Genomic DNA, 25,204 nt, shown 5'->3' with positions numbered 1-25,204 from the left:
TGATATTCGGGGAGAACGGCACGGGCAAGGAGCATATCGCCCACCTGCTGCACGATAAGGGCAAGCGGGCAGGAAAGCCGTTTGTGGCTGTGGACTGCGGTTCGCTTACCAAAGAACTTGCGCCGTCGGCTTTCTTCGGACACGTCAGAGGGGCGTTCACGGGTGCGGACAGCACCAAGAAAGGTTATTTCCACGAGGCGGAAGGCGGTACGCTGTTCTTAGACGAGGTGGGCAACCTCGCACCGGAAACCCAGCAGATGCTTCTGCGAGCCATACAGGAACGGCGGTTCCGTCCCGTTGGCGACAAGTCTGACCGGAGTTTCAATGTCCGCATCATCGCCGCCACCAACGAGGATCTGGAGAAGGCGGTCCATGAAAAGCGTTTCCGGCAGGACTTGTTGTACCGTCTGCATGACTTCGAGATAACCGTCCCGCCGTTGCGCGATTGTCAGGAGGACGTCATGCCGCTGGCTGAGTTCTTCCGTGAAATTGCGAACCGGGAACTGGAATGCGATGTCATCGGCTTTGACGGGGAAGCCCGCAAGACATTGCTGACCCATGCGTGGCCGGGCAATGTCCGCGAGCTTCGTCAGAAAATCATGGGCGCGGTGTTGCAGGCACAGACGGGTCTTGTCACGAAAGAGCATCTGGAACTTGCCGTGACGAGGGCGACCTCACCCGTCAGCTTCGCCCTGCGCAGCGATGCGGAAGACAAGGAGCGTGTCTTACGCGCGTTGAAGCAGGCGAACGGGAACCGCAAGGTTGCCGCCGAACTGCTCGGAATAGGACGTACGACACTGTACAACAAACTGGAAGAATATGGATTGAAGTATAAATTTCAGCAACCATAGCCGGTAATTCGCTGAATTTGTATGATTTTGATTATCAGAATTTGGTTAATTCTCAAAATAATATTATCTTCGCATTGAGCTATTTGAAATGATTGGGAATCATGCAAAATGATGAAGGCAGGTGGTTTCTAACCCATTACCTATACCTCTATTATTAGTTTGCAATTTATTGATAATCAAGCATACATTAGTTAGTGCAACAAATGTGAAAGTTGAGAAAATGAACATGTCCCGGACGAATATCTCGGTCGGGTGCTTCAACTCCGCTTTCATCAGTGCCTTTATCTCGTCCACAGACAGCCATTTGCGGCGTACCGTCACCTGCTCGTATTCATACTCGAAAAACGGGTCTTGAAAGACAAGCCCCTTGTTCATGGCTCGCATTATCAGGCTGTGGAATATTTTCATGTAGTTGTTCACCGTGCAGGCTGACAACTGCAAGCATACTTTCAGGTAATAGTTGAACGCTTCGAGGAAAGCGAAATCCACCTGACCGAAAAGGATGTCCGATACTTCGTATTTATGATACAGGAAACCTTTCAGGTGCTTGTGTATCGTTATGTATTTCCGGTAAGTGGATGCGGTAATGGCAATGCCCAGCGACAGGCGTTTTTCCTCCACGAGTGCCGCCATTTCCTGCATCAGCGTGTTTTGTTTGAGCGTGAAGCCTTGCAGGGCGTTTTTCAGGGTTTCAGCCGTGACGTAACTTTTGTTTTCAAGCAGCATGTCATAATGCTTCATCAGGTCGCTGCGGTATCGGGCTATACGCCTGTTCACCTCTTTGGCTTCCGCCATGTTTCCCGTGGCTGCACCCTCTTTGGCGTTCCATTCTTCCGGGCGGAGTTCCAGCCCGGTACTGAAAGCCGTGCTCTTGCCGTCCACCGTGATGCGTCCCATTACCGGACACTTGCCCGATTTCTTCACTTTACTGGTATTTAGGTAGAACAGCACTGCAAAGGTGCTCCGGCTGTTCTGTATGCTCTTTTCTTTTTTCATGGGATAAAGTTAAATTCGTTGGCTACTCTTTCGGCAAACATTTTCATGTCGCTTATTATCTTCCCGTTGTTCAGGCGTGCGTAACGCTGGGTGGTTTGGATGTTGGTATGCCCAAGCATCCGGCTCACGCTCTCTATCGGTACGCCTTGCGACAGGCAGATTTGGGACGCAAAGGTATAACGTCCCATGTGGTAGGTCAGTGCCCGGTTGATTTTGCAATGCCGGGCGATACGCTTCAACCCTACGTTTACCTGTCCCAAACTCATTGCAGGGAACACGCTGTCACCCTCCGCCAGCCCCTCGTAGTAATCCATTATCTGAACCGGAATATCCAGCAGCTTGACGTTGAAAGCGGTTTTCGTCTTTTGGCGGTCTGCCGAAATCCACAGGCTGCCGTCATTCTCCCGGATAATGTCTTTCCATGCCAGTTTTTTAAGGTCTGCGTAGGATATTCCGGTGAAAACGGAGAACACGAACATGTCCCGGATGAAACGCTGGGTAGCCGATTTTAGGGGAGTGGAAAGCAGCCTTTCCAGTTCTTCGGGGGTCAGCGACTTGTCTTGTGCCGTTATCTTCTCCGTCTCAAAGCCTGCAAACGGGTGTCGGCTGATGATGTTGCGGTGCAATGCCAGCAGGACGACTTTGTTAAACAGCACGAGCCTTGATTTGACGGTTCTTGCTTTCATTTTGCGCCTTACCCTGAAATAGAAGTCCAAAGATTCGATGAAAGGCAAGTCCAGTTCTGTAAACGGTATGTCGCTTGCGTGGTACTGTATTTTCAGGAAGTCTTTCAGTTGGTCGTGCAGTACCTCGTACTGCTTGTAAGTTGATTCCGCCCGGTCTATGCCCGTCCTCGCCTTGAAATCCCGCATCATTTCCTCAAACAGGGCAATGACAGTCGTCTGTGCGGTTGCGACACCCTGAAAGGCGTTCTTTACCTCCACGGCTGTGACTTTGCCCGTCCGCTTCAAGATGTCCTTGTAGCTGGCATGAATGGCAAGGTTTATCCTGTTTATCGCCCGGTTCAGCTCAACGGCTTGCCTGCTCTTTCCGGTCGCACGTCCTGACTTGACATCCCACAGGCGTTCATCGACTTTCAGCTTGCTGCTGAACTGGGCTAACGTACTGCCGACAATGATTTTGCCAATCACCGGATAAATGCCGCAGGCGTTGGTTGCGCTCTTTTCCCTTTTGATGTAAAAGGACACTTTCAGTTCGTTGTTCATAATCACTCATTTTTAAGTTTGTAAAATTACTGCTTTCGTGAGTTTTAGAACAATATGAAACACAGACAAATAAGGACTTTCCCGGTCATTTTCGGACAACGTTCTGCACCGCTTTTCGCTCCCTAAAACGGGTAACGGATAAGAAACGGAACGTTTGCCTTTATCCGCTTTATTCTGCCAATCCAGTATAGGACAGGAAAGGGCTACAAAGGACTTTCGTTTCTGTAAATGAATCAGTTACACCGTTATGCTTTCTTCTTCTGTTTTGTTGTCTTGTTTTTTGTAGCATACAAAACCGTTTTCCGTGCCTGAAAACGCCTTGCCCCTTGCGGGGGTAAAAATCACTCCGAAGTCGTAATTTTTTAATCCAAAGAAGTATGGAAACAAGAAGAACCAACAAGGGCGGTCGCCCCGCCCTCGCAGACCCGGCGAAGCATCGCCATGTCCTTTACCTGAATGACCGGGAGAACGCCCGCTTTCTCTCGCACTGGGAGCAGTCGGGCGTCACGAGCAAGTCCCGTTTCATCGCCGCCCGACTGTTCGGCGAGCCGTTCCGGGTGGTGAAAGTGGACAAGTCGGCGGTCGAGTATTGCGCCCGGCTGACCGAATTTTATGCACAATTCAGAGCCGTGGCGGTCAATTACAACCAAGTTGTTAAGGCGTTGCACAGCAACTTTTCCGAGAAAAAGGCACTGGCTTTTCTCTATAAACTGGAGAAAGCGACCACTGAATTATCTCTGTTGAACCGTCAGGTTATCGACCTGACAAACGAGTGCAAGGAACTATGGTTGCCAAAATAAGCACGGGCGGCAATATGTTCGGCGCACTGGCTTACAACCAAAACAAGGTGGACAGCGAAGACGCAAAGGTGCTTTTTTCCAACCGGATGCTGTTAAGCGAGGACGGGAATTTCTCTATCGGCGGGTGTATGCGCAGCTTTGAAATGCAGATGCCTGTCCAGCTATCCACCAAGAAGCCGATACTTCATATTTCCATAAACCCGCACCCGGAAGACGTGCTGACCGACCAGCAGCTTTCCGACATTGCCAAAGAGTATATGCGGAAGTTGGGCTATGGCGACCAGCCTTATTTGGTGTACAAGCATACCGACATCGACCGCCACCATATCCATATCGTGGGGTTGCGTGTGGACGAAAACGGCAAGCCGCTGAATGACAGGTTCGAGCATCGGCGCAGCAAGCAAATCACCCGTGAACTGGAAAAGAAATACAACCTGCACCCGGCAGAGCGAAAGGAGCGTGCCGAACGCCCGGAACTTAAAAAGGTGGACTATGCCGCCGGGGACGTGAAGCACCAAATCGGCAATACCGTGAAAGCGGCTTGCCACGGCTACCGCTTCCAGTCGTTCGGGGAGTACAAGGCTTTGCTTGCCGCTTACAACGTGTGCGCCGAGGAAGTCAAGGGCGAGATAAACGGCAAGCTCTGTCAGGGCATTGTCTATTCCGCCATGAACGACAAGGGCGAAAAGGCGGGTAACCCGGTAAAGGCTTCCCGCATCGGCAAGTCGGTGGGTTATGAAGCGGTGCAGCGCAGAATGGAGAAATCGGGCGAAGCAATCAAGGACGGCAAGCTGAAAGAACGCACCCGGAAGATTGTCGCCACTGCCATGCAGACCGCCCGCAGCCGCAAGGAACTGGAACAACAGCTAAAGAAGCAGGGCATTGACGTGGTATTCCGTCAGAACGACAGCGGGCGCATCTATGGCGTTACGTTCATCGACCACGACAGCCGGGTGGTGCTGAACGGTTCACGCTTGGGCAAGGAGTATTCGGCGAACGTGTTCAACGAACGCTTTTCGGGCGAAACCGGAAAGATGCACCAGCCCGAAGTGTCAGCACCGCAGCAAGACCAATCCACGCATCAGGAACAGCCGGAGTTCACGCCGAAATCCGACATCGTTTCGGGCGTGGCTTCCGTGCTGGTTGCTTTCGGTGGATTGCTGGGCGGCGGTGCATCAGGCGGTGACGAGCCGCAAGACACCGCCCGCCAAAAGAGAAAGAAGAAGAAAAAGAAGCGCACAAGGCGCATCGACTAACTTAAAAAACATTACAATCATGCAACAGGAAGATGATTTGAGAGGGCTTGCACGGGTCATGGACTTTATGCGGGCTGTCAGTATTCTATTCGTGGGAATAAACGTGTACTGGTTCTGTTACTCCACCCTGAAAGAATGGGGAGTGACGTTTGAGGTGATAGACAAGATACTGTGGAACTTCCAGCGCACCACCGGGCTGTTCTCGTCTATCTTATGGACAAAACTTTTTGCGGTGGTGTTCCTCGCCCTGTCGTGCATCGGCACTAAGGGCGTGAAAGAGGAAAAGATAACGTGGACGAAGATACATTGCAGCCTTGTGGCGGGTGTCGTGTTGTTTTTCCTGAACTGGTGGCTGCTTGAACTTCCGCTGCCACATACGGCGGATGCCGTGTTTTATATCGCCACGTTGTCGGTGGGCTATATCTGTATGCTCATGGCGGGTACATGGATGTCCCGGTTGTTGAAAAACAACCTCATGGATGATGTCTTTAATACGGAAAACGAAAGTTTCCAGCAGGAAACAAGGCTTATCGAGAACGAGTATTCTGTAAATCTGCCTACCCGGTTCTACTATAAGAAGAAATGGAATAATGGCTGGATAAATGTCGTGAACCCGTTCCGTGCCAGCCTTGTACTGGGAACACCGGGTAGCGGGAAGTCGTATGCGGTGGTAAACAGTTACATCAAACAGCAAATCGAGAAAGGTTTTGCGCTTTACTGCTATGATTATAAGTTTCCCGACCTTTCGGAAATCGCTTACAATCATCTGCTTAACCACTTGGACGGTTACAAGGTAAAGCCTAAGTTTTACGTTATCAATTTTGACGACCCACGCAAGAGCCACCGATGCAACCCGATAAACGCCAGCTTCATGTCGGACATTGCGGATGCCTATGAAGCGAGCTACACGATAATGCTTAACCTCAATCGAAGCTGGATAAGCAAGCAGGGCGACTTCTTCGTGGAAAGCCCGATTATTCTTTTGGCAGCTATAATTTGGTATCTCCGTATCTATCAAGGCGGTAAGTATTGCACGTTCCCCCATGCCATTGAACTGTTGAACAAGAAATACGCCGATGTGTTCACCATTTTGCGCAGTTATCCCGAACTGGAAAACTATCTTTCTCCATTCGTGGATGCATGGGAAAGTTCGGCAGTTGAACAGTTACAAGGGCAGATTGCCAGTGCGAAAATCCCGCTTTCAAGGATGATTTCACCCGCTCTTTATTGGGTAATGACAGGCGATGATTTTTCGCTGGACATCAACAATCCGAAAGAGCCTAAAATCTTGGTTGTCGGTAACAATCCCGACCGCCAAAACATCTATTCGGCGGCACTGGGATTATATAATTCCCGTATCGTGAAGCTGATAAACAAGAAAGGTCAGCTTAAAAGTTCGGTGATAATAGACGAGCTGCCAACGATTTATTTTCGGGGGCTTGACAATTTGATTGCCACTGCCCGAAGCAACAAGGTAGCGGTTCTGTTAGGTTTTCAGGATTACAGCCAGCTTACCCGTGATTACGGGGACAAAGAAAGCCGTGTGATACAAAATACCGTGGGTAACGTGTTCAGCGGTCAGGTGGTCGGTGAAACGGCAAAAATTCTATCGGAACGTTTCGGTAAGGTGTTGCAGAAACGGCAGAGCATGACAATCAACCAGCGGGAGAAGTCCACCTCGATAAGCACCCAAATGGACAGCCTGATACCCGCCAGCAAAATATCCAACCTCACGCAAGGTATGTTCGTGGGGGCGGTAGCAGACAACTTCGATGAACGGATAGAGCAGAAGATTTTCCACTGTGAAATCGTGGTGGACAATGAAAAGGTGAAACGGGAAACCGCCCGTTACGTGAAGTTGCCGCAGATAATCGACTTCACAGACAAGGACGGCAACGACCGGATGCAGGAGGAGATACAAGCCAACTATGACCGCATCCGTCAGGAAGTCCGGCAGATTGTCGAGGACGAAATAACCCGGATTAAGAACGACCCGGAGCTATGCCACTTGATTAAGGAGGAAGAATAGCTGTATATAATAATGTATGGAGTGAAGAACAGCCGATGTAGCTTTACGGTTGTTCTTCATTCTGCTTTTTGGTGCGGTAGGCTTCAAAACGCACTAATATTTCGTGCAGGTTCTTCAATGCTTCCACAGCCTTGCCTATCGGCGGCATCTTGCTTTTGTCGAAAGTCAGTTTCTTCAAATCGGTAGTGTACGCCGTAGCCACTTCGGGCAACGCCATGACCGCTTCGGCATCCTTGAATATCGGTGCATCAGCCAGCGACAAGTGCGAACGGGAGTTTTTATTTAGTCCGTCCTCTATCGTCACCCGGTACATGGCATCCAAGAAATCTTCCGAATGTAGGTAATCGTTATATTCCTGATTGTGGTAGAGTGCCGACAAGTCGTAAACGTCACGGATATGCTTTGCCAACAGTGCGGCTGCATCCTCATTGTAAGACAGCTTTACCAGCCTTGAAACCTTGTCGCAGATAGTCTTTCGGGGGTTGATACATTGCGTTTCAAAACTTCCCAGCCCGTAGGTGCTTATCAGTTCCTCTTGCCCGATGCTTTCAAGAAAGGCGGTCACAATCGGTTTGATAACCCGCTTGTCCGCCGGGTAGAACATCAGTTTTTTGTCCGGCAGGTCACAGGATTTTATCTCTACTTCCAAATGTTCTTTCAGTCCCACGCCTTGAAATACATTGTCATACGAGAAATACAGTTTACGGTAATTACCGCCCGTTTCCGACAAATCTTCCTTGTATATGTCACTATTGAGTTCGGCTATGTATTTGGAAAGTTTCTTGTTCAATGTCTTTTCCGCCTGCTTGGACGCACCTTTATCACCCGTGAACACGAACAAGTCCAAATCTTCCGAGAAACGTTCTATCAGCCCGTAGGCTTTGGAAAGTGAAGTTCCGCCTTTGAAGTAGGTCTTATCCGCATATTCGGACATGGAAATATCCCGCAGTATCTTCGATACCCAGTAATCCTTTTCCACGTGCGACTGCTCGTAGTTGAAATGTTCAGCCGCCAGTGCGATGATTTCCTTGAACGCTTCCTTGTCCGAATGTAAATTCATATTTCTGTCCTATGCTGTTTTATAATCCAAGTTGAACCGTGTCGTGGGAAGAAGTGTCTTTGCCATTTCCGTTTGCAACACGGTTTGTCTGATGTCGCCCAGGATGTCCGCCACCACCTTTCTGACACGTGGCGGGTAACTTTTCGCCAAAGATACGATTTTTTCCAGTTCCGGCAGGCTGTACCCGTTGAAATATTGGCTTTTGATCCGGTTGTAGATGTCCTGTCCGGTTGTTCCGGGTATGCGCTTCATGTCCTTTATCGCATCGAGCAGCCGCAAGTACGGGACAAGGCTTTCATCCGGATAGTCCATGCAGTAGGCTTTCACGCACTCTATATTCAAGTTCTTGAAACGGAAACGGCGAACCGGGTTTGGAGTGGCTATCGTTATGGTTGTGGCGACCTGTTCGGTCAGCCCCATTTTATTATAAACGTAAGCCCCCGTGATATAGCCGTTCAGTTTTTCGGTAAGATAACGAAACTGTTCATCCTGATAGACGGGCAGCTTCCCCAATCCTAAGACCGATTTCTTGGGGCGGTAGTACGCCCCTTTTTCAACCCGTACCAGTACCCCTTTGCGGCTCTGTTCGGAGAGCAGCACCGCAACATTGGCGGTCTTTTCCATTTCAAACGACAAATCCCGGAACGTGAATATACGCCCGGTATCTATCCGTTCAATCTGCCCAAGTATCTCTTTCCTGAATGAAGCCATATTTATGTACTTTGTTTCTATCTGCAAAGATAGTATATTATGTAATTACATACAAAAACATAACAAATATTTTGCCGAAGATGTTTTTATTTCTCCAACTGTTGGTTGGATATTTTCATCTGCCACGGACAAATCGGGACAGCGCAGGACAAATTCGGACAGCCCTTGCCGCCCGTCCAAATATAGCATATTTAGTCGCTACCTTTGGGCGGGACTATTCCCGTAACCGCTAAAATTTCAATGATTTATGGCAAACAGAATGACCCCGCCCGCAGAGGGGCAGGAAAAAGACGTGCTGCTGGTCTTGGATAGACAGCAGGGCAAGGTGAGTGCCGTTAAGGGTATCGACAAGGAGGGCAATTTGCAGACCGTGCCGCCGACACACGGCGGCGAGTTCATGCAGGTAGACAAGAACAGCGATGTGTTCAGCAACTTCATTTCCAATTTCTTCCGCAAGTTCCAGGACACTTCCGGGCTGGAACTGTTCAGCGTCAAGGCTTCCCATGCGGAGCAGGACGCAAAGGCAATCGAGGACAACCACCGCAACCCGACACCGGAGGGCGGCAAGCGGGCTGAAATGCTTCGAGTTCCGAAGCCCGACTTCCACGAGTTCAAGCAGGGCTACCGCTTCGACCCGTCAAAAATCGACTGGGAGAACCTGAAAAAAGTCGGCATCACCGCCGACACCCTGAAAAACACGAGGGACTTCGACCGGGTGATGCGTGGCTACAAGTCCCGCAATACCTACACCGTTTCGGGAACGGTGGGCGGCTTCTACCTCAAACCTACCGATGTCAAGCTGTCTTTCTATCAGGCTAAGGACGGCACGGTAGTACCCAAGCTGCACGGCGTGCAGCAGGACGAAAAACTGTTGCAACGCCCGTTCCATGAACAAAGGCACTGGCAACTTGGGCGGCATCGCTGAAATCAAAGACCCGAAAAGCGGCGAGCAAATCCCCGTGTTCGTCAGCCGGGACAGGTACACGCACGAACTGGAGTATATGCGGGCTGACAAGTGGAAATGCCCCGACACCATTTGCGGCGTGAAAGTCAGCCCGGAGCAGAAAGCCGCCTTTGAAGCCGGGCAAGCGGTGAAAATGGAAAACCTGCAATTCAGGGACGGCACACGGCGCAGTGCCTATTTGCAGGTCAGCGCAGTGGAGCGTGGCTTGGAGTTCCTGCCGAGGTCTGCCGTCCAGTTCTTGCAGCAGGGACAACAGCCCGCAGAGCAGCAAGTAGCCGGGTTAAAGGACGGCAAGGGCATTGAGTTCAACGGTCATGTGCAGCCCGGCGCACTGGGCAAATCCCCCGACAAGGTACAGCCGAAAGACGTTACCCCCGCCGCCGAGAGCCGGACGCAGGTAGCAGTCAATTCCGAGGGCAAAACCAATGAAGCCACCAAACAGGGCAAAGAACCGTTGAAACAGGGTCAGGACAAGCCCGCCGCCAAGCAGAAAGAGAAGCAGGAGAAAGCGCAGGACAAGAGCCTGAAAGCGGACAAGCCCAAGAAGTCCAGAGGAATGAAAATGTAATATCCACCATTAAAAAGTAAAGAATTATGATTGCATTGATAGCAGAGAAGCCCAGCGTGGCAAAAGACATCGCACGCATCATCGGTGCGACCCAGCGTAATGACGGTTATCTTTCCGGCAACGGGTATATGGTGACATGGGCGTTCGGCCACTTAATCCAGCTTGCCATGCCGGAAGCCTATGGCGTGGCGAACTTCCGCAGGGAGAGCCTGCCCATACTGCCGCCCGATTTCCAATTAATCCCCCGTCAGGTGAAAGCGGAGAAAGGCTACAAGTCAGACCCCGGCGTTCTGAAACAGTTGAAAGTGATAAAGGAAGTGTTCGATAAGTGCGACCGGATTATTGTCGCTACCGATGCCGGGCGTGAGGGTGAGTTAATCTTCCGCTATATCTTCCATTACCTGAACTGCTGGAAACCATTTGTGCGCCTGTGGATAAGCAGCCTTACCGACAAAGCAATCCGGGAGGGGCTGGATAACTTGCAGCCGGGAGAATGTTACGATAATCTCTATCTTTCCGCCAAGTCCCGCAGCGAAGCGGACTGGCTGATAGGGATAAACGCCACCCAAGCGTTGAGCGTAGCCGCCGGGCAGGGGGTGTTCTCGCTGGGCAGGGTGCAGACACCCACCTTAATGATGATATGCAGCCGCTATTTGGAGAACAAGAATTTCGTACCCGCCAAGTTTTGGCAACTCAAAGCCCATACCGCCAGCGGGGGGATAGTTTTCACCGCCCAATCGACCGCCAAGTGGGAGCAACAGCCCGAAGCCATAGCCGTCCTGCAACGGGTAAAGGATGCCGGGCAGCTTGCCGTGAAATCCGTAGAGAGGAAAGAAGCCAGCCAAGAACCGCCCCTTTTGTACGACCTTACCACGCTGCAAAAGGAAGCGAACACGAAGCTGAACTTCTCGGCTGACAAGACGCTCTCCATAGCGCAAAGCCTGTATGAAAAGAAAGTGATGTCCTACCCGAGAACCGGCAGCCGCTATATTCCGGAAGACGTTTTCGATGAAATGCCGGAGCGTGTCGCCCTGTTAGGGCAATACCCCCGCTTTGCCGGGTATGCCGCCGGGCTGGACGGTGCAGCACTGAACCGCCGCAGCGTAAACGATAGCAAAGTGACCGACCACCACGCCTTAATCATTACCGAGAACCTGCCCGGCGAACTTTCCAAAGACGAGCGGGCGGTTTACGAGCTGGTAGCCGGGCGTATGCTGGAAGCCTTTTCGGGCAAGTGCGTGAAAGACGTTACCATCGCCATATTGTCAGCTGGAGATACTGACTTCACGGTAAAAGGGTCTGTGATGAAAGTAGCAGGCTGGCGTACCGTGTTCGGCGAGCAGGAAACGGGCGGGGATGAAGAAGACGCCAGTCTGCCGCCGCTCCAAGAGGGCGAAAGCCTGCCGATTTCCAACGTGGAACTGTTGGAGAAGCAGACCAAGCCGAAACCGCTGCACACGGAAAGCAGCCTGCTTGCCGCAATGGAGAACGCCGGAAAGGAACTGGAAGATGCCGAACTGAAAGCCAGTCTGAAAGATGCCGGGATAGGCACGCCCGCCACCCGTGCGGCGATTATCGAAACGCTGTTCACCCGCCAGTACATCGTGCGTGAGAAGAAGAACCTTGTGCCTACCGACAAGGGGCTTGCCGTTTATGGGATTATCAAGGACAAGAAGATTGCCGATGTCGAAATGACGGGTATGTGGGAAACCGCCCTTGCCAAGATAGAAGCGGGCAGTATGGATGCTGACACGTTCCGAAAGGGTATCGAGGTGTACGCAACGCAAATCACGGCGGAACTGCTATCGGTGCAGTTGTCTGTCGCCAATGGCGAAACTTGTTCCTGTCCCAAATGCAATAACGGGCGCATCCTGTTCTACCCGAAAGTGGCGAAGTGTTCCAACGTGGACTGCACGCTTACCATATTCCGCAACAAGTGCGACAAGCAGCTTTCCGACAAGCAGATTATCGAGCTGGTGACGAAACGCAAGACTGGGCTAATCAAGGGCTTCAAGGGCAAGAACGGCAAGGCTTTCGATGCTTCGCTGGTGCTGGACGAACAGTTCAATGTCGGTTTTTCATTCCCCGAAAAGAAATGGAAATAAAATAATTGGCATGAAATACTATCTTATAATGCAAAATAACAAGTATTTATGTGAAAATAAAAGAGCTATTATAAATTCATTTTCCTAAATTCAGAGGGGATAATACCTTTATATTTTTTAAATAACTTGTTCAAGTGGCTTTCATCTGTAAAGCCCAATTCTGTAGCAATCTCATTAATTCTCATTTCGCTATGCAGCAATCTGTTTTCTATTAGTTTTAATTTATAATTGATTATGTATTGCTGCATAGTTTCATTGGTATGTTTTTTGAAATAGCGTCCTAAATAATTTTGCGAGATACCGAAATGCTGACTAATGACATCAGCTTTTATCATATTAGGATTATATATATTGTTTTGGATATATTGTAATATATCCAATGTCTTTTCTTCTGAACGTTCATCTATTTTTTCAGGTAGATATTTGGCTATATTACGGGTAACGATAACAATTAATGTATTGATTAATTGGTGTATAAGTTCTTTATTGTACAAATCCCGGTTTACATGTTCTCTTATAAGAGCTTCTATTATAGCTTTTACAAGGGATTTGTCTGCAATATTTTTTAAAATACAGCCTGGTTGATGATTGGCGTGTTGAAGAATAAATTCTAAATTCTTGATGTTTGTAGCTCCAAAGAAGTCAGAATGAATATATATGTCATTGAAACGGATGAAAAGGAATTTTGTAGTGGTATGAATATCAAAAGAATGGCAATCTTGAGGGGTTATTAGAAACATATGTCCTTCATGATAATTAAATTTACTGTTATTGATACATTGTAAACCTACTCCTGAAAGAATGTAAACAAATTCAAAAAATGTATGTTCATGCTCTTTAAGAGGAGATTCTTCGAGCTCTTTTACGCTGATTTCAAACGGCTGATGTAGATTTTCTTTTTTCATGTTGCAAATATACTGTATTTAGGAAAATATATACTAAAAGTAGGTGAGGAATATGGTATAATTTTGCTCCGAAATAATTATTTAATTTATATAAGTTATGAATTTCTTAGAATTAGTAAAAAAACGCCATTCTGTTAGGCATTATGCACAGCAAGTGGTAGAAAAAGAAAAACTGGACTACATTTTGGATTGTGCTCGTTTGGCACCTTCGGCAGTCAATAAACAACCGTGGACATTTATTGTAGTACAGAGCGATTCCCAAAAACAGAAATTAGCTAAGTGCTATCCGGCAAAATGGTTTACGGAAGCTCCTGTATATATTGTTGTCTGCGTAAATACTGATATTGCATGGAAACGACAGTTTGATAATAAAAACCATGCTGATATTGACGGGGCTATAACTACTGAGCATATTTGTTTAGCAGCAGCAGAACAAGGGTTAGGAACTTGTTGGGTATGCAATTTTGATGTTGCGATGTGTAAGGAAAATCTTGATTTAGAAGCATATATTCAACCTATAGCAATAATTCCCATTGGCTATCCAATTAGCAAAGAACATCAACTATCTACGAGAAAAGAAATTAATGAAATTGTTTCATATATATAAATTAGGAAATGAAAAAGAAGATATTATTTGTTGTTACCAGTCATGATAGATTAGGAAATACCAATAATCCAACAGGTTATTATTTATCAGAAGTAAGCCACCCTTGGTCTGTTTTGATAAGTGCTGGGTATGAGATAGATTTTGTAAGTCCCAAAGGTGGTAAAGCTCCAGCAGAAGCAGTCGATTTGACAGATGAAATAAATAAAGCGTTTTGGGAAAACTCGGTTTATCGATTTAAAATAGAGCATACATTAAATCCCAAAGAAGTCAATCCTGTAGAATACATTGCAGTTTTTTATGCTGGGGGACACGGAGTTATGTGGGATTATCCTAATAATCAAGATTTAGGAAGAATAGCTCAAACAATTTATGAAAATGGGGGTGTTGTAAGTGCTGTCTGTCATGCGCCAGCAGCTTTATTGAATGTAAAATTATCAAATGGAGAACTATTAATCAAGGGTAGAAAAATAAATAGTTTCACGAATGAAGAAGAAAAATTCCTTAATACAGATTCAATAGTACCATTTATGCTTGAAACAGAATTGAAGAAACGTGGATGCCTTTTTGAGAAATCGGGATTGTGGGAGTCACATATCACAATAGACCATCGTATTATAACAGGACAAAATCCTCAATCTGCTTTGGGAGTAGGAAAAGCAATTTTGCAAGAATTGACCAAATCATGATTATATTAAAAGTTTGCTTGTCATCAAAATAATTGATGTTTGCAACATATAATAATTAAGCGATGAGTAGTTGCGCCCGGTATTCCGCCGGGCGCATTTTCAAAAAACTTTTCGTTTTTTTTCTGTTATAACTTCCTAATATACAAAAAGAGTTACCTTTTTGTAACCATCTTACTGTCTTGTAACTTCTTTTTTTATACTAAGTATATTTATATCTTTGCAACCGAAAAAGATACTTAATATATCATGTTTACCGCATTGGTATATTTGTTTGGTGTCTTAACAATACATTATTAACTAATAAAAAAGAATTATGCACTACACTGGAACTATTTGGCGACCGCCTTACGAAGCATACTCAATGCTCATTCAAGTAACAGCTGGATGTACTCACCATTCCTGTAAATTTTGTACTTTATACGAAGATTTGCCTTTCAAATTTAGGTTATCACCAATTGAAGAGGTAAAATCGGATTTAAAGGAAGCAAGTTATTATTATAGACATGCACGAAGAGTATTTTTTACAGGTGCAAATCCATTTGTGCTTAGTGTGAATAAGCTTAAAACACTTGCGAAAATGGTACATCAATACTTCCCTGCTTGTCAGAGTATAGGGTGTTTTGCACGAATTACGGACATTACCCCTAAATCTGTTACAGAATTAAAAGAATTGCGAAAACTCGGATATGATGGAATTACAATTGGAGTTGAAACCGGATATGATGAATCTTTGATTTTCATGAGAAAGGGATTTCTGTCAAAGGACATCATTGAGCAATGTAAGAAGTTAGAAGAAGCAAATATTACCTATAACTTCTTTTATTTGACAGGAATTTATGGTAGTGGAAAAGGCAAGATGGGTGCAAAGGTAACAGCCGAAATTTTCAATCAACTTCATCCGCAAATAATTGAATCTTCAATGCTTACAATTTATCCGACTTCGGAACTGTATAAGGAAATACAGGCTGGTAACTGGAAAGAAGAAACTGAAATTGAGAAGTTGGAGGAAATGAAGACTTTGATTGAAAATCTTAAAATTGATGCTCGATTTGTAACGGATGGGGCGTCCAACTTAATTCAGGTTAGAGGCAATTTGAAAACAGATAAACAAAAAATGATTGCTTTTCTAAAACAACAAATAGCAGAGCAAGACGAAGCTTATTTGAGAAGCTATCGTGAAAATCTGCCACATTTATAAAATCTATCTAATGAAAGCGGATATTAGAGTTATAGTAAAAGGTGTTCAGCAATATGCTGATTATATTGACGAGATAGTGACTAATGCTATTGGAAAATATTCTATTGTTAATGGTCTGCATATTGTTGAATATCGAGAACTATGTAAAGGTGGACATATCATTGAAAACAAATTGGTAATCAGTAATAAATCTGTTTGTTTATACCGAAGTGGGAGTTTGTTCTCTGAAATGTCTTTCATAGAGGGAGAATGTACGGAATCTGATTATATTAATACAGATGGAGAACTCAATGTAAAAATCAAAACATTGTCTTACCATCCTACAATTGGTGATAACAGTATTCATATTGAATTGAATTATGACTTATTCATAAATAACCAGTTCCTCTCGAATAACTCCCTTACCATATTTATTAATGAAATGGCATTGTAAACTATAATATTATGACTTTATGAAAATAAGAATAATTGATTTGTTGAAAACAACTACCTATAATATTAATGTAAGCGTAAACGGCTGGGTACGAACGCATAGACAAAGTAAAAACATTAGTTTCATTGCAATAAATGATGGTTCAACTGTTCATAATCTGCAAATTGTGGCTGAACATGAAAAGATAAAAAAAGATTTTCTTAAATTGGTAACTACCGGAAGTGCCATTCGGGTAGATGGTATGTTTGTACTATCTACTGGAAATCAGCAGCATGGAGAAATAATAGCCCAAAATATAGTTTTATATGGCACTGCCGACCCACAGGAATATCCTTTACAAAAGAAAGAACACTCGTTAGATTTTTTGCGGAATATTGCTCATTTGCGGATGCGAACAAATATTTTTGGAGCGATATTTAGAGTTCGTCATAATTTAGCTTTTGCTATACATAAATACTTTCATGAAAAAGGTTTTTTCTATTTTAATACTCCCATAATAACTACATCTGATGCAGAAGGAGCAGGAAAATTATTTGAAGTAACAACGGGTGATAATCAAGATTTTTTTGGTGTCCCGGCGAATCTAACTGTATCAGGGCAATTGGAGGGTGAACTGGGGGCTTTGGGATTAGGGGCTATTTACACATTCGGACCAACTTTTAGGGCTGAAAACTCGAATACTTATCGACATTTAGCTGAATTTTGGATGGTGGAACCCGAAATGGCGTTTATTGACATCAACGATAACATGGATTTAGCGGAGGACTTCTTGAAATATGTAATTCGCTATGCTATTGAAACGTGTGAAAGTGATTTGATTTTTTTGAATAATACAGTAAATAGTGGTTTAATCGAAAGGTTACATTCAGTAGTAAATAACAAATTTGTTCGATTGCCATATTCACAAGCAATAGAAATATTGAAACAATCAAACAGAGAATTTGAAATTCCAATAGTGCAAGGCATGGATTTAAACTCTGAACATGAACGTTTTTTAGTTGAAGAATATTTTTGTTGCCCTATCATTGTTACGAACTATCCTAAAGAAATAAAAGCTTTTTATATGAAGTTGAATGAAGACGGTAAAACTGTACGAGCAATGGATATTTTATTTCCACAGATAGGAGAGATAATAGGAGGTTCCGAGCGTGAATCAGATTACCTGAAATTACGCCAGCGAATGGAAGAATTGGGTATGAATATGAAACAATTATGGTGGTATCTTGAAACACGAAAGTTCGGAACTGTTCCTCATGCAGGATTTGGGTTAGGATTTGAAAGATTAGTGTTATTTGTTACAGGAATGTCAAATATTCGTGATGTGATACCATTTCCACGTACACCGAAAAATGCCAATTTTTAAATCTTTTAAGTTTGAACGGTGCAAAAATACATTAATGAAATATTACTTCGCATTAATGAAGAAATGGAATTGCGTGGTATTGATGAGAATGTCAATACAGAAGATGCATTATATATGATAGACGTTATACGTCCATTGTTTGAAAAATTGCGAGAAATGACTATCGCATACGAATTTCAGAGTGAACAAGAAGAAATTCACTTTTTCAAAGAAATAAAGCCAGATATTCTTGGTAGGTACATATTCTTTCATAAAGTTGTTAGAATTGAAATGAAACGTCCTATTGGCAGTGATGATGTACAGAGAGAATATCTTCATAGTCAATTAAATAGTCTGAAATATTTTTTTGACCAAAATCTTGATTTTTACCAGTATTACCGTTCAAGAGCAACGCATTTAGATACTTATTACTTTGTTCGATATAAAAGTAACTTTCGGTTATGTTTAGATTGCAATTTTTTGGATAAAGACCCTGCTTTTTCAACCGGGTTTGACTATAAAGTGGCAAAAATATTATCTAATGAAATGTTGCGCATATATTTAAATCGCCAGTTACAGTTATTAGATAGAAAAACGCAGATTGCGGAAATACGAACTTCGCTTTCAGATTTTAGTTTAAAATGGACTGGCTCGAAATCTGAAGCAATAGAATGGGGATATGGATTGTTTGCTGCAAAATCCTTGAATTATGGAAATGCTACGATAAAAGAAATTATGGCGTTTATCGAAGCAGCATTTGGCATTGAACTGGGAGATTACTACCGAACCTATTTAAGCCTTAAAAATCGAAAGAAAGATAGAACTGCTTTTTTCACATTCATAGTAGAGCAACTGCAAAAGCGTATGGATGATGATAATCTGTAGATAAGATATTTAGCTAATTAGAAAACTACCATGTTATTACCAACTTGGTAGTTTTCCTTTTTATACAGACTGGCAATATGAATAGGACTAAAATATGTAATTTCCTTCTAAAATTCACTCCAAAAGGCATTGAAAAAATTTCAACCAAGTTGATATAATCTTGTATTTTTTATCTTAAAGAAAGATGCAATTTTGCGGCAAATCAATTAGTTATCATTTATGGAAATAATAACATTCGAGTCCAAAGCCTATAAAGAACTGGACAATAAGATTACCGCTATTGCCGATTACATCTTCAACCATGCGGAAACGGCAAGGCAAAGCGAGGAAGACATGTGGGTGGACAGCTACGAGGTCTGCACGTTCCTGAAAATAAGCGAAAAGACCCTGCAACGCCTGCGGGTGTCGGGGACTATCGCCTATTCCAACATCAGGGGACGCTACTTCTACAAGGTCAGCGAGATACGCCGGATGCTGGAAGAACGCCTGATAAGGAGCAACAAGGAGAACATCGACAACCTGATAACCAACCACCAGTTGTATGCTAAGGAAAGAGGAAATCTTAGAAAGAACAAGTAACGGGCTGGCGGTGTTCAAACACTACCTGCCCGGCAACTGGCGCATAGGTCGCAACTTCCTTAACCCGCTGTACGAGGACAGCAAGGCTTCCTGCAACATCTATTTCGACCGCCGGGGCGGTATCTACAAGATGAAAGACTTCGGCAACGACAGTTACAGCGGCGACTGTTTCTTCCTCGTGGGGCAGTTAAAGGGGTTGGACTGTAACCGAGCGGCTGACTTCGTGGAGATACTGGAAATCATCGACCGGGATTTGGACTTGGGGCTGGCTTCCGGCACTCCGGTTTCCATTCCCCCGGCAACCGTCCGCCGGGCAGTGCCGGACAAACCCGAAGAAATGCCCGAAAAGCCAGTCAAGCCCTACCAGTTCCGGGAACAAAAGTTCCCGCTTGCCGAATTAGTGTACTGGCAACAGTATGGCATCACGCCCGAACTGTTGGAACATTACAAGGTCTGTTCGCTCCGGGAATACAGCAGCGAAACGGCAGAGGGCAAGCCGTACACCTACACTTCATCGGTGGCAGAACCCATGTACGGCTACAAGGGCAAACAGCACATCAAGCTGTACCGCCCGTTCTCCACGCCCCGTTTCCTCTATGGCGGCAGCTTCGGCGAAAACTACTGTTTCGGACTGGAGCAACTGCCAGCCAAAGGTGACACGCTATTCATCACGGGCGGCGAGAAAGACGTGCTTTCACTGGCGGCGCACGGTTTTCATGCTATCTGCTTCAACAGCGAAACGGTGACTATCCCGCCTACGCTGGTTTATCGGCTAACATTCCGTTTCAAACACATCATCCTGCTTTTCGATATGGATAAAACGGGCAAGGAAAGCTCACGCAAGCAGGAAAAACTATTGGAAGAATTTGGAGTGAAACGCCTGCTGCTGCCGCTTCCGGGAACGAAAGAGGAAAAGGACATATCCGACTACTTCAAAGCCGGGAACACCCGTGAAGATTTCCTGAAACTGTTTATCGAATTTTTAGACAACCTGTATAGCGACACATTGATTATGCTAAAATCATGCGAGATAGATTTCAACAACCCGCCCGCCAAAGCGCAAGAGATTATTTCGGCGGGTGACGTTCCGCTGGGGACACAAGGCAACCTGTTCGGTATCACCGGAGGCGAGGGAACGGGCAAGAGCAATTATGTAGCCGCAATTGTAGCGGGCTGCATCTGTCCGGCTGGTGCGGAAGTAGATACGCTGGGCGTACAGATAACCGCCAACGGCAGGCACAAGGCGGTTTTGCTCTATGATACCGAACAGTCGGAAGTACAACTGTTCAAGAATGTAAGCAACCTGCTGATACGCGCCAAACAGCCGGATGAACCCGATGAGCTGAAAGCATTCTGTCTGACGGGTATGTCACGTAAGGAACGTTTACACGCCATAGTACAAAGCATGGATAAATTCTACTACCAGTACGGCGGCATCCAGTTGGTCGTCATCGACGGCATCGCAGACCTTGTAAAGAGTGCCAACGATGAAGCGGAAAGCGTGGCGGTGATAGATGAACTTTATCGGCTGGCGGGTATCTATAACACCTGTATTCTTTGTGTGCTGCACTTCGTTCCGAACGGCTTGAAGTTACGGGGACATTTGGGTAGTGAGTTGCAGCGTAAGGCGGCTACAATCCTTTCGATAGAGAAAGACGAAGAACCCGCCCAGTCGGTGGTAAAAGCTTTGAAAGTAAGGGACGGTAGCCCGTTGGACGTTCCTTTGATGCTCTTTGCATGGGACAAGGAAGCGGGGATGCACGTGTACAAAGGGGAGAAAACCCGTGAGGAAAAGGAGAAGCGTAAGGAAAGGGAACTGGTGAATGTCGCACGTGACATCTTCGGTCGGCAGACACGCATCACCTATATAGACCTTTGCGAGCAGTTGCAGCAGGTCTTGGACATCAAGGAACGTACTGCAAAGAGTTATATTCGATTCATGCGGGAAAGGGACATCATCACCAAAGACACGGCAAACCAAAGTTTCTTTGTTATAGGTTCATATAATCTTCAATAGAACATAACAAACCATAAACGTATGGACGAAACTTGTGTGGTTCATGTGCTTGTGTCCTGCCATGTTGTGATAACACGGCAGGATTTCTATTATTTGCAAGGTTATTCCAGTGATTTTTACTACTTTTGCAAAAGTAACATAAGAAAATAACGGCGATTGAACAGCTTCGGCTGTGATTTCGTCTTTATATATAACATATACGTTCGCCGAACGTCCCAATGCGAAAACTGGCACTTTTCAAAACGAGGGGATATTCAGCGCAGGATATGCTATGTTTTATCATAGCGTGGTCTTGCCTGTTCCTCGTTTGGGTATTGCCAGTACCTCGCATTGAAGCAGTGTAAGAGCCACGCTTCTTTTTGGGGGTATTGGCGGGCGCAGTTATCAAAGATTATTAACTGTTAAAACCAATATTTATGGGGCAGATAAAATCATTTATAGCACTATCTCTTGACGGTTTTATTGCGTCTGTCGATGGAGAATTGGATTGGATTCCACAAAGCGTAAGGGCGATACCTAAAAGTTTATTCGAAAATGCTTCTTGCTTATTACTCGGTGCTAATACATACAATTATCTTTTTGAGCATTTAGATGGGCAGGTTTATAAAACAAAGCCTATTTATGTCGTTTCACATTCCGATTATAATATACTCCCCAATAGCAATATTTCATTTCTTACTGAAAAGCCATTGGATGCAATAAGAAGATTGAAGCAGCACCATGAAATATTAGTCATAGGAAGTGCTAAATTATTAACGGAATTAATTCAATTAGAATTATTGGATGAAATAACTATTTGCCATATTCCGGTTTTTGTAGGAAAAGGAATAGGCTTTATCGGAGAAACATTTGGTTCTTATTGGCAGTTAGTAAAATGTCAATCAAATAAGGGCGCAATATTTGCGACCTACAACTATAAGAAAAAGCAGGATGATTAACTATCCTGCTTTTTCTTTATTGATTCCAGTTTATTACGATGTTTCAAGATTTCATCGGAATGTTCCAATGCCCATTGAATAATTCCATCTAAAGGCAGCATAAGACTTTCACCAAGTGGTGTAAGGCTATACTCTACTTTAGGAGGTATTTCGGGGTATAATTTACGATTTACCAACATATCCGCTTCTAATTTTTTCAATGCTGTAGTCAGCATCTTTTGAGATATGTTAGGAACATTGCGCATTAATTCATTAAAACGCATTGTCCCATTTTTTTGCAATAAGACCAGTATTCTTAAAGACCATTTATCACCAAAACGGTCTATAATGCCACACGCTGGACATACCGCTTCTCTATAATGATTTTCTTCCATATTTTTTTATCTTTAAATAATTGTCAATCAACAAGAGTTACCTTGTGGTAAGCATCTTACCTTTATGTAAGTTCTTTTTTTATACTAAGTAGCTTTATATCTTTGTTTGCGCAAAAGTAACTAAATATATTGGAAATACAAAATTTGGTGTGATTATAAAATGGATAAATCAATGGAATTAAAAAGAATGCAATTTACTGGTTCTGTTTGGAGACCGCCTTACGAAGCAAATTCACTATTGCTTCAAGCCACTATAGGATGTTCACATCATAGGTGTAAATTCTGTAGTTTGTATAAAGACACGCAGTTTAGAGTTGCTTCCCGTGAGGAAGTTGAAAGGAATTTAGAAATAGCCCAGCTATATCAACCAAAAGCACGAAGAGTATTTTTAACTGGTGCAAATCCGTTTGTATTTAGCTTTGAAAAACTGAAAATACTTGCCACTTTAATAAAGATATATCTTCCGGAAGTGCAAAATATCGGCTGTTTCGCTCGAATTAGCGATATAAAACAAAAGACAATAGAGCAATTGATGGAATTACGTCAATTAGGATATGACCGGATTTCTATCGGGACAGAAAGTGGAGATGATATTACGCTGTCGCAAATGAATAAAGGGTATTCTGTTATGGATATTGTTGAACAATGTCGAAAATTAGAGAATGCTGGCATTGAATATAATTTCACGTATTTGATTGGGCTTGCAGGAAAGGGGCAAGGGGAACGCAATGCTATTAATACGGCTGATACCTTTAGTTTGTTGCATCCGTATATTATCAATGTACTTTCTTTAACCGTATTTCCAGATACAGTTCTTTATGAAGAAATAGGAATGGGGACATTTATTGAAGCATCGGAATATGAACGGATAGAAGAAATGGAAATGTTTATTAAACGATTCCAACCATCTAATTGTGTTCATCTTTTAGCAAACACTGTATCTAATCCCATACCTTTTATTGGAGTTCTACCCAAAGAAAGAGAACGGATATTAAAAGAAATACAGTCCATTAAAAATAATTTTAGGGAAGAGGATTTAAGAGATTATCGTAAACGCATAAAATCGTTATAATGGCAAAATTAGAAACAAAAATAAGTGGTATTGATTTTAAAAATCCTGTAACAGCTGCATCGGGAACTTTTGGATATGGAACAGAGTTTTCAGATTTCTTTGATGTGTCTTTATTAGGAGGAATATTTGTAAAAGGAACAACACTGTATGCGCAAGAGGGTAATCCGTACCCTCGAATGGCGGAAACTCCATCAGGAATGTTGAATGCTGTTGGGCTTCAAAATAAAGGTGTAGATTATTTTGTGAATAATATATATCCAACAATAAAAGACATAGATACAAATATGATTGTAAATGTTGGAGGAACGACCATCGAATCTTATGTAAAATGTGCCGAAACAGTAGCCACATTAGATAAAATTCCGGCAATAGAGTTAAATATAAGTTGTCCGAATGTAAAACATGGAGGTATGGAGTTTGGAGTAACAACTAAAGGTGCAGCATCCGTTGTTGGTGCAGTCAGACAGGTTTACAATAAGCCGTTGATTGTTAAGCTATCCCCAAATGTAACAAATATTGCAGATATTGCTAAAGCAGTAGAAGATGCAGGGGCAGACGCTATTTCTATGATAAATACAATTATGGGGATGGCTATAGACATAAATTCTCGTAAACCTATCTTATCTACCGTAACTGGTGGGTTGTCCGGCTCTTGCATCAAACCTGTTGCATTACGAATGGTTTGGCAAACATATAAGGCTGTTAAAGTTCCGATTATAGGTTTAGGTGGAATATCATCATGGCAGGATGCTATAGAATTTTTCCTTGCTGGTGCTACCGCTATTCAAATAGGGACATATAATTTTATAGACCCGACTATAAGCCTAAAAGTAATAAACGGCATCAATTCATATCTTGACGAAAATGGTTTTTCTGATATACAGGATTTGACAGGTGCATTAGATAGGATTTAAGCCAAAATCTTAGTGCAAGGTGCAAGTATATATTTATATATATAGCTTGCACCTTGCACTAACCGCAGAATATTTATATTCAATGATTTGCATATTTCAAAAGAAAGTCATATCTTTGAACCCGAAAGTTAGGCAGACAAACAGCGGTCAAAGTCGGACAGGCTTAACGGTTGAAAATCGTTACTGTTTCGTTACCTATTTGAAATTTTGAAAGCAAAGTAGCTGAAATATAAGCGGTTAGAGCTATGGGTTCAAAAACCTGTCTTTCCGCAGAAAGCAACTAGAAATAGTTGCTTTCTTTGTTTCCACCCCCTCTTCTTTATCTCTTCAAATCCAAGTACTGAATTCATCTAAAAAAGATAGAAGAAAAAAGAATTGGGCTCAGCAGAAATTTAATGGGGATACGCATATAATTTTGCTATTCTAAATAGGAAGAACTCCTAGTCTGCTACACCTCTTAGGTTTGCTCTGAATAATTTGATGTTAGCATTGAAAGATTCTGCCATTGCATTCGAAGAACGATAGTTATAGAAATTGAGTATTAATGCTCATAGAATGTGGCAGCCATAATGTTAAAAGAATGCAGCCCTGCCTCCTCCTCCTTGTTATACCAGCGTGCCACGGCTAATCGTACAGCATTCTTGATGGTATTTTTTGAGAATATCATACGCAGGGAATGGCACAGGCC

23 protein-coding genes and 2 pseudogenes are annotated in these 25,204 nt (G+C 44.1%); 18 read left to right on the top strand and 7 right to left on the bottom strand.

Features of this window, described 5'->3' with window-relative positions:
- Positions 1 to 851 (top strand): sigma 54-interacting transcriptional regulator (locus E5342_RS16075; RefSeq protein ID WP_135959784.1); only part of this gene is annotated, 851 nt, incomplete at its 5' end.
- Between the two features lie 99 nt (positions 852 to 950).
- Here E5342_RS16075 and E5342_RS16070 read toward each other — a convergent pair.
- On the bottom strand, positions 951 to 1,847 hold the full coding sequence (locus E5342_RS16070; protein WP_135959783.1) for a phage integrase SAM-like domain and Arm DNA-binding domain-containing protein: 897 nt from the start codon (positions 1,845 to 1,847) through the stop codon (positions 951 to 953).
- Entirely contained in the window at positions 1,844 to 3,073 is a 1,230-nt protein-coding gene (locus E5342_RS16065) for a site-specific integrase (RefSeq protein ID WP_135959782.1), read from the bottom strand. The genes E5342_RS16070 and E5342_RS16065 overlap by 4 nt, the downstream gene beginning before the upstream one ends.
- Before the next feature lie 377 nt (positions 3,074 to 3,450).
- On the opposite strand from E5342_RS16065, the gene mobA reads away from it, so the two are divergent.
- The 3 genes from mobA to mobC are packed head-to-tail and all read left to right on the top strand — an operon-like array spanning position 3,451 to position 7,158.
- Positions 3,451 to 3,873, top strand: coding sequence for a conjugal transfer protein MobA (mobA, locus tag E5342_RS16060; protein ID WP_135959781.1), 423 nt, complete (start codon positions 3,451 to 3,453; stop codon positions 3,871 to 3,873).
- Entirely contained in the window at positions 3,858 to 5,129 is a 1,272-nt protein-coding gene (mobB, locus tag E5342_RS16055) for a conjugal transfer protein MobB (RefSeq protein WP_135959780.1), read from the top strand. The genes mobA and mobB overlap by 16 nt, the downstream gene beginning before the upstream one ends.
- A 19-nt stretch (positions 5,130 to 5,148) precedes the next feature.
- Positions 5,149 to 7,158: a conjugal transfer protein MobC gene (gene mobC, locus E5342_RS16050; RefSeq protein WP_135959779.1), complete on the top strand. Its 2,010-nt coding sequence runs from the start codon at positions 5,149 to 5,151 to the stop codon at positions 7,156 to 7,158.
- 43 nt (positions 7,159 to 7,201) lie between these two features.
- On the opposite strand, the gene E5342_RS16045 is transcribed toward mobC, so the two are convergent.
- Together E5342_RS16045 and E5342_RS16040 are read right to left on the bottom strand one after the other, a co-directional pair.
- The gene (locus E5342_RS16045) at positions 7,202 to 8,218 is read right to left on the bottom strand and encodes a nucleotidyl transferase AbiEii/AbiGii toxin family protein (protein ID WP_123400463.1); all 1,017 of its coding nucleotides are present in this window, start codon (positions 8,216 to 8,218) and stop codon (positions 7,202 to 7,204) included.
- A 9-nt stretch (positions 8,219 to 8,227) separates the two neighbouring features.
- The gene (locus E5342_RS16040; RefSeq protein ID WP_135959778.1) at positions 8,228 to 8,929 is read right to left on the bottom strand and encodes a DUF6088 family protein; all 702 of its coding nucleotides are present in this window, start codon (positions 8,927 to 8,929) and stop codon (positions 8,228 to 8,230) included.
- A 247-nt stretch (positions 8,930 to 9,176) separates the two neighbouring features.
- Between E5342_RS16040 and E5342_RS16030 the strand changes: the two are divergent.
- Positions 9,177 to 10,461 (top strand): annotated as a pseudogene (locus E5342_RS16030) (DUF4099 domain-containing protein).
- Between the two features lie 26 nt (positions 10,462 to 10,487).
- Complete coding sequence (locus tag E5342_RS16025; protein WP_135959776.1) at positions 10,488 to 12,566, top strand: type IA DNA topoisomerase; 2,079 nt, start codon at positions 10,488 to 10,490, stop codon at positions 12,564 to 12,566.
- 68 nt (positions 12,567 to 12,634) lie between these two features.
- Here the strand turns inward: E5342_RS16025 and E5342_RS16020 are convergent, their stop codons facing one another.
- The gene (locus E5342_RS16020; protein ID WP_135959775.1) at positions 12,635 to 13,471 is read right to left on the bottom strand and encodes a helix-turn-helix transcriptional regulator; all 837 of its coding nucleotides are present in this window, start codon (positions 13,469 to 13,471) and stop codon (positions 12,635 to 12,637) included.
- 97 nt (positions 13,472 to 13,568) lie between these two features.
- Between E5342_RS16020 and E5342_RS16015 the strand changes: the two genes are divergently transcribed.
- The 10 genes from E5342_RS16015 to E5342_RS15975 all read left to right on the top strand — a co-directional run bounded on the left by E5342_RS16015 (position 13,569) and on the right by E5342_RS15975 (position 22,156).
- A complete protein-coding gene (locus E5342_RS16015) occupies positions 13,569 to 14,078 on the top strand; it encodes a nitroreductase family protein (protein WP_135959774.1) in 510 nt (169 codons plus the stop codon).
- 8 nt (positions 14,079 to 14,086) lie between these two features.
- Positions 14,087 to 14,764, top strand: a complete 678-nt coding sequence (locus E5342_RS16010) for a type 1 glutamine amidotransferase domain-containing protein (RefSeq protein WP_135959773.1) — start codon at positions 14,087 to 14,089, stop codon at positions 14,762 to 14,764.
- Between the two features lie 313 nt (positions 14,765 to 15,077).
- Entirely contained in the window at positions 15,078 to 15,962 is an 885-nt protein-coding gene (locus tag E5342_RS16005; RefSeq protein WP_135959772.1) for a radical SAM protein, read from the top strand.
- 10 nt (positions 15,963 to 15,972) lie between these two features.
- Positions 15,973 to 16,395, top strand: a complete 423-nt coding sequence (locus tag E5342_RS16000; protein ID WP_135959771.1) for a DUF1934 domain-containing protein — start codon at positions 15,973 to 15,975, stop codon at positions 16,393 to 16,395.
- A 19-nt stretch (positions 16,396 to 16,414) separates the two neighbouring features.
- The gene (gene asnS / locus E5342_RS15995; protein WP_135959770.1) at positions 16,415 to 17,758 is read left to right on the top strand and encodes an asparagine--tRNA ligase; all 1,344 of its coding nucleotides are present in this window, start codon (positions 16,415 to 16,417) and stop codon (positions 17,756 to 17,758) included.
- An 18-nt stretch (positions 17,759 to 17,776) separates the two neighbouring features.
- The gene (locus tag E5342_RS15990) at positions 17,777 to 18,622 is read left to right on the top strand and encodes an RteC domain-containing protein (RefSeq protein WP_059026299.1); all 846 of its coding nucleotides are present in this window, start codon (positions 17,777 to 17,779) and stop codon (positions 18,620 to 18,622) included.
- A gap of 219 nt (positions 18,623 to 18,841) precedes the next feature.
- Positions 18,842 to 19,201 (top strand): helix-turn-helix domain-containing protein, encoded by a 360-nt coding sequence (locus tag E5342_RS15985; RefSeq protein ID WP_135959769.1) that lies wholly within the window; start codon positions 18,842 to 18,844, stop codon positions 19,199 to 19,201.
- A complete protein-coding gene (locus E5342_RS15980; RefSeq protein ID WP_135959768.1) occupies positions 19,164 to 21,218 on the top strand; it encodes a bifunctional DNA primase/helicase in 2,055 nt (684 codons plus the stop codon). Before E5342_RS15985 ends, E5342_RS15980 begins: the two co-directional genes overlap by 38 nt.
- 172 nt (positions 21,219 to 21,390) lie before the next feature.
- Positions 21,391 to 21,552 carry a hypothetical protein gene (locus E5342_RS19845; protein WP_235303730.1) on the top strand — a complete coding sequence of 54 codons (162 nt, stop codon included), beginning with the start codon at positions 21,391 to 21,393 and terminating at the stop codon, positions 21,550 to 21,552.
- Between the two features lie 82 nt (positions 21,553 to 21,634).
- A complete protein-coding gene (locus E5342_RS15975; RefSeq protein ID WP_032560974.1) occupies positions 21,635 to 22,156 on the top strand; it encodes a dihydrofolate reductase family protein in 522 nt (173 codons plus the stop codon).
- On the opposite strand, the gene E5342_RS15970 is transcribed toward E5342_RS15975, so the two are convergent.
- Positions 22,153 to 22,530, bottom strand: a complete 378-nt coding sequence (locus tag E5342_RS15970) for a winged helix-turn-helix transcriptional regulator (RefSeq protein ID WP_135959767.1) — start codon at positions 22,528 to 22,530, stop codon at positions 22,153 to 22,155. The genes E5342_RS15975 and E5342_RS15970 overlap by 4 nt on opposite strands.
- Positions 22,531 to 22,702: 172 nt before the next feature.
- On the opposite strand from E5342_RS15970, the gene E5342_RS15965 reads away from it, so the two are divergent.
- The gene (locus E5342_RS15965) at positions 22,703 to 23,602 is read left to right on the top strand and encodes a radical SAM protein (protein WP_135959766.1); all 900 of its coding nucleotides are present in this window, start codon (positions 22,703 to 22,705) and stop codon (positions 23,600 to 23,602) included.
- Positions 23,602 to 24,516 (top strand): dihydroorotate dehydrogenase, encoded by a 915-nt coding sequence (locus E5342_RS15960; protein WP_135959765.1) that lies wholly within the window; start codon positions 23,602 to 23,604, stop codon positions 24,514 to 24,516. The genes E5342_RS15965 and E5342_RS15960 overlap by 1 nt, the downstream gene beginning before the upstream one ends.
- A gap of 440 nt (positions 24,517 to 24,956) precedes the next feature.
- Here E5342_RS15960 and E5342_RS15950 read toward each other — a convergent pair.
- A pseudogene (locus tag E5342_RS15950) lies at positions 24,957 to 25,204 on the bottom strand (transposase); the annotation flags it as partial.

Source organism: Parabacteroides distasonis (assembly GCF_004793765.1).
Classification (GTDB): domain Bacteria; phylum Bacteroidota; class Bacteroidia; order Bacteroidales; family Tannerellaceae; genus Parabacteroides; species Parabacteroides distasonis_A.
The sequence above is the reverse complement of the archived record's forward strand: the minus strand, read 5'-3'. Positions and strand labels throughout refer to the sequence as shown.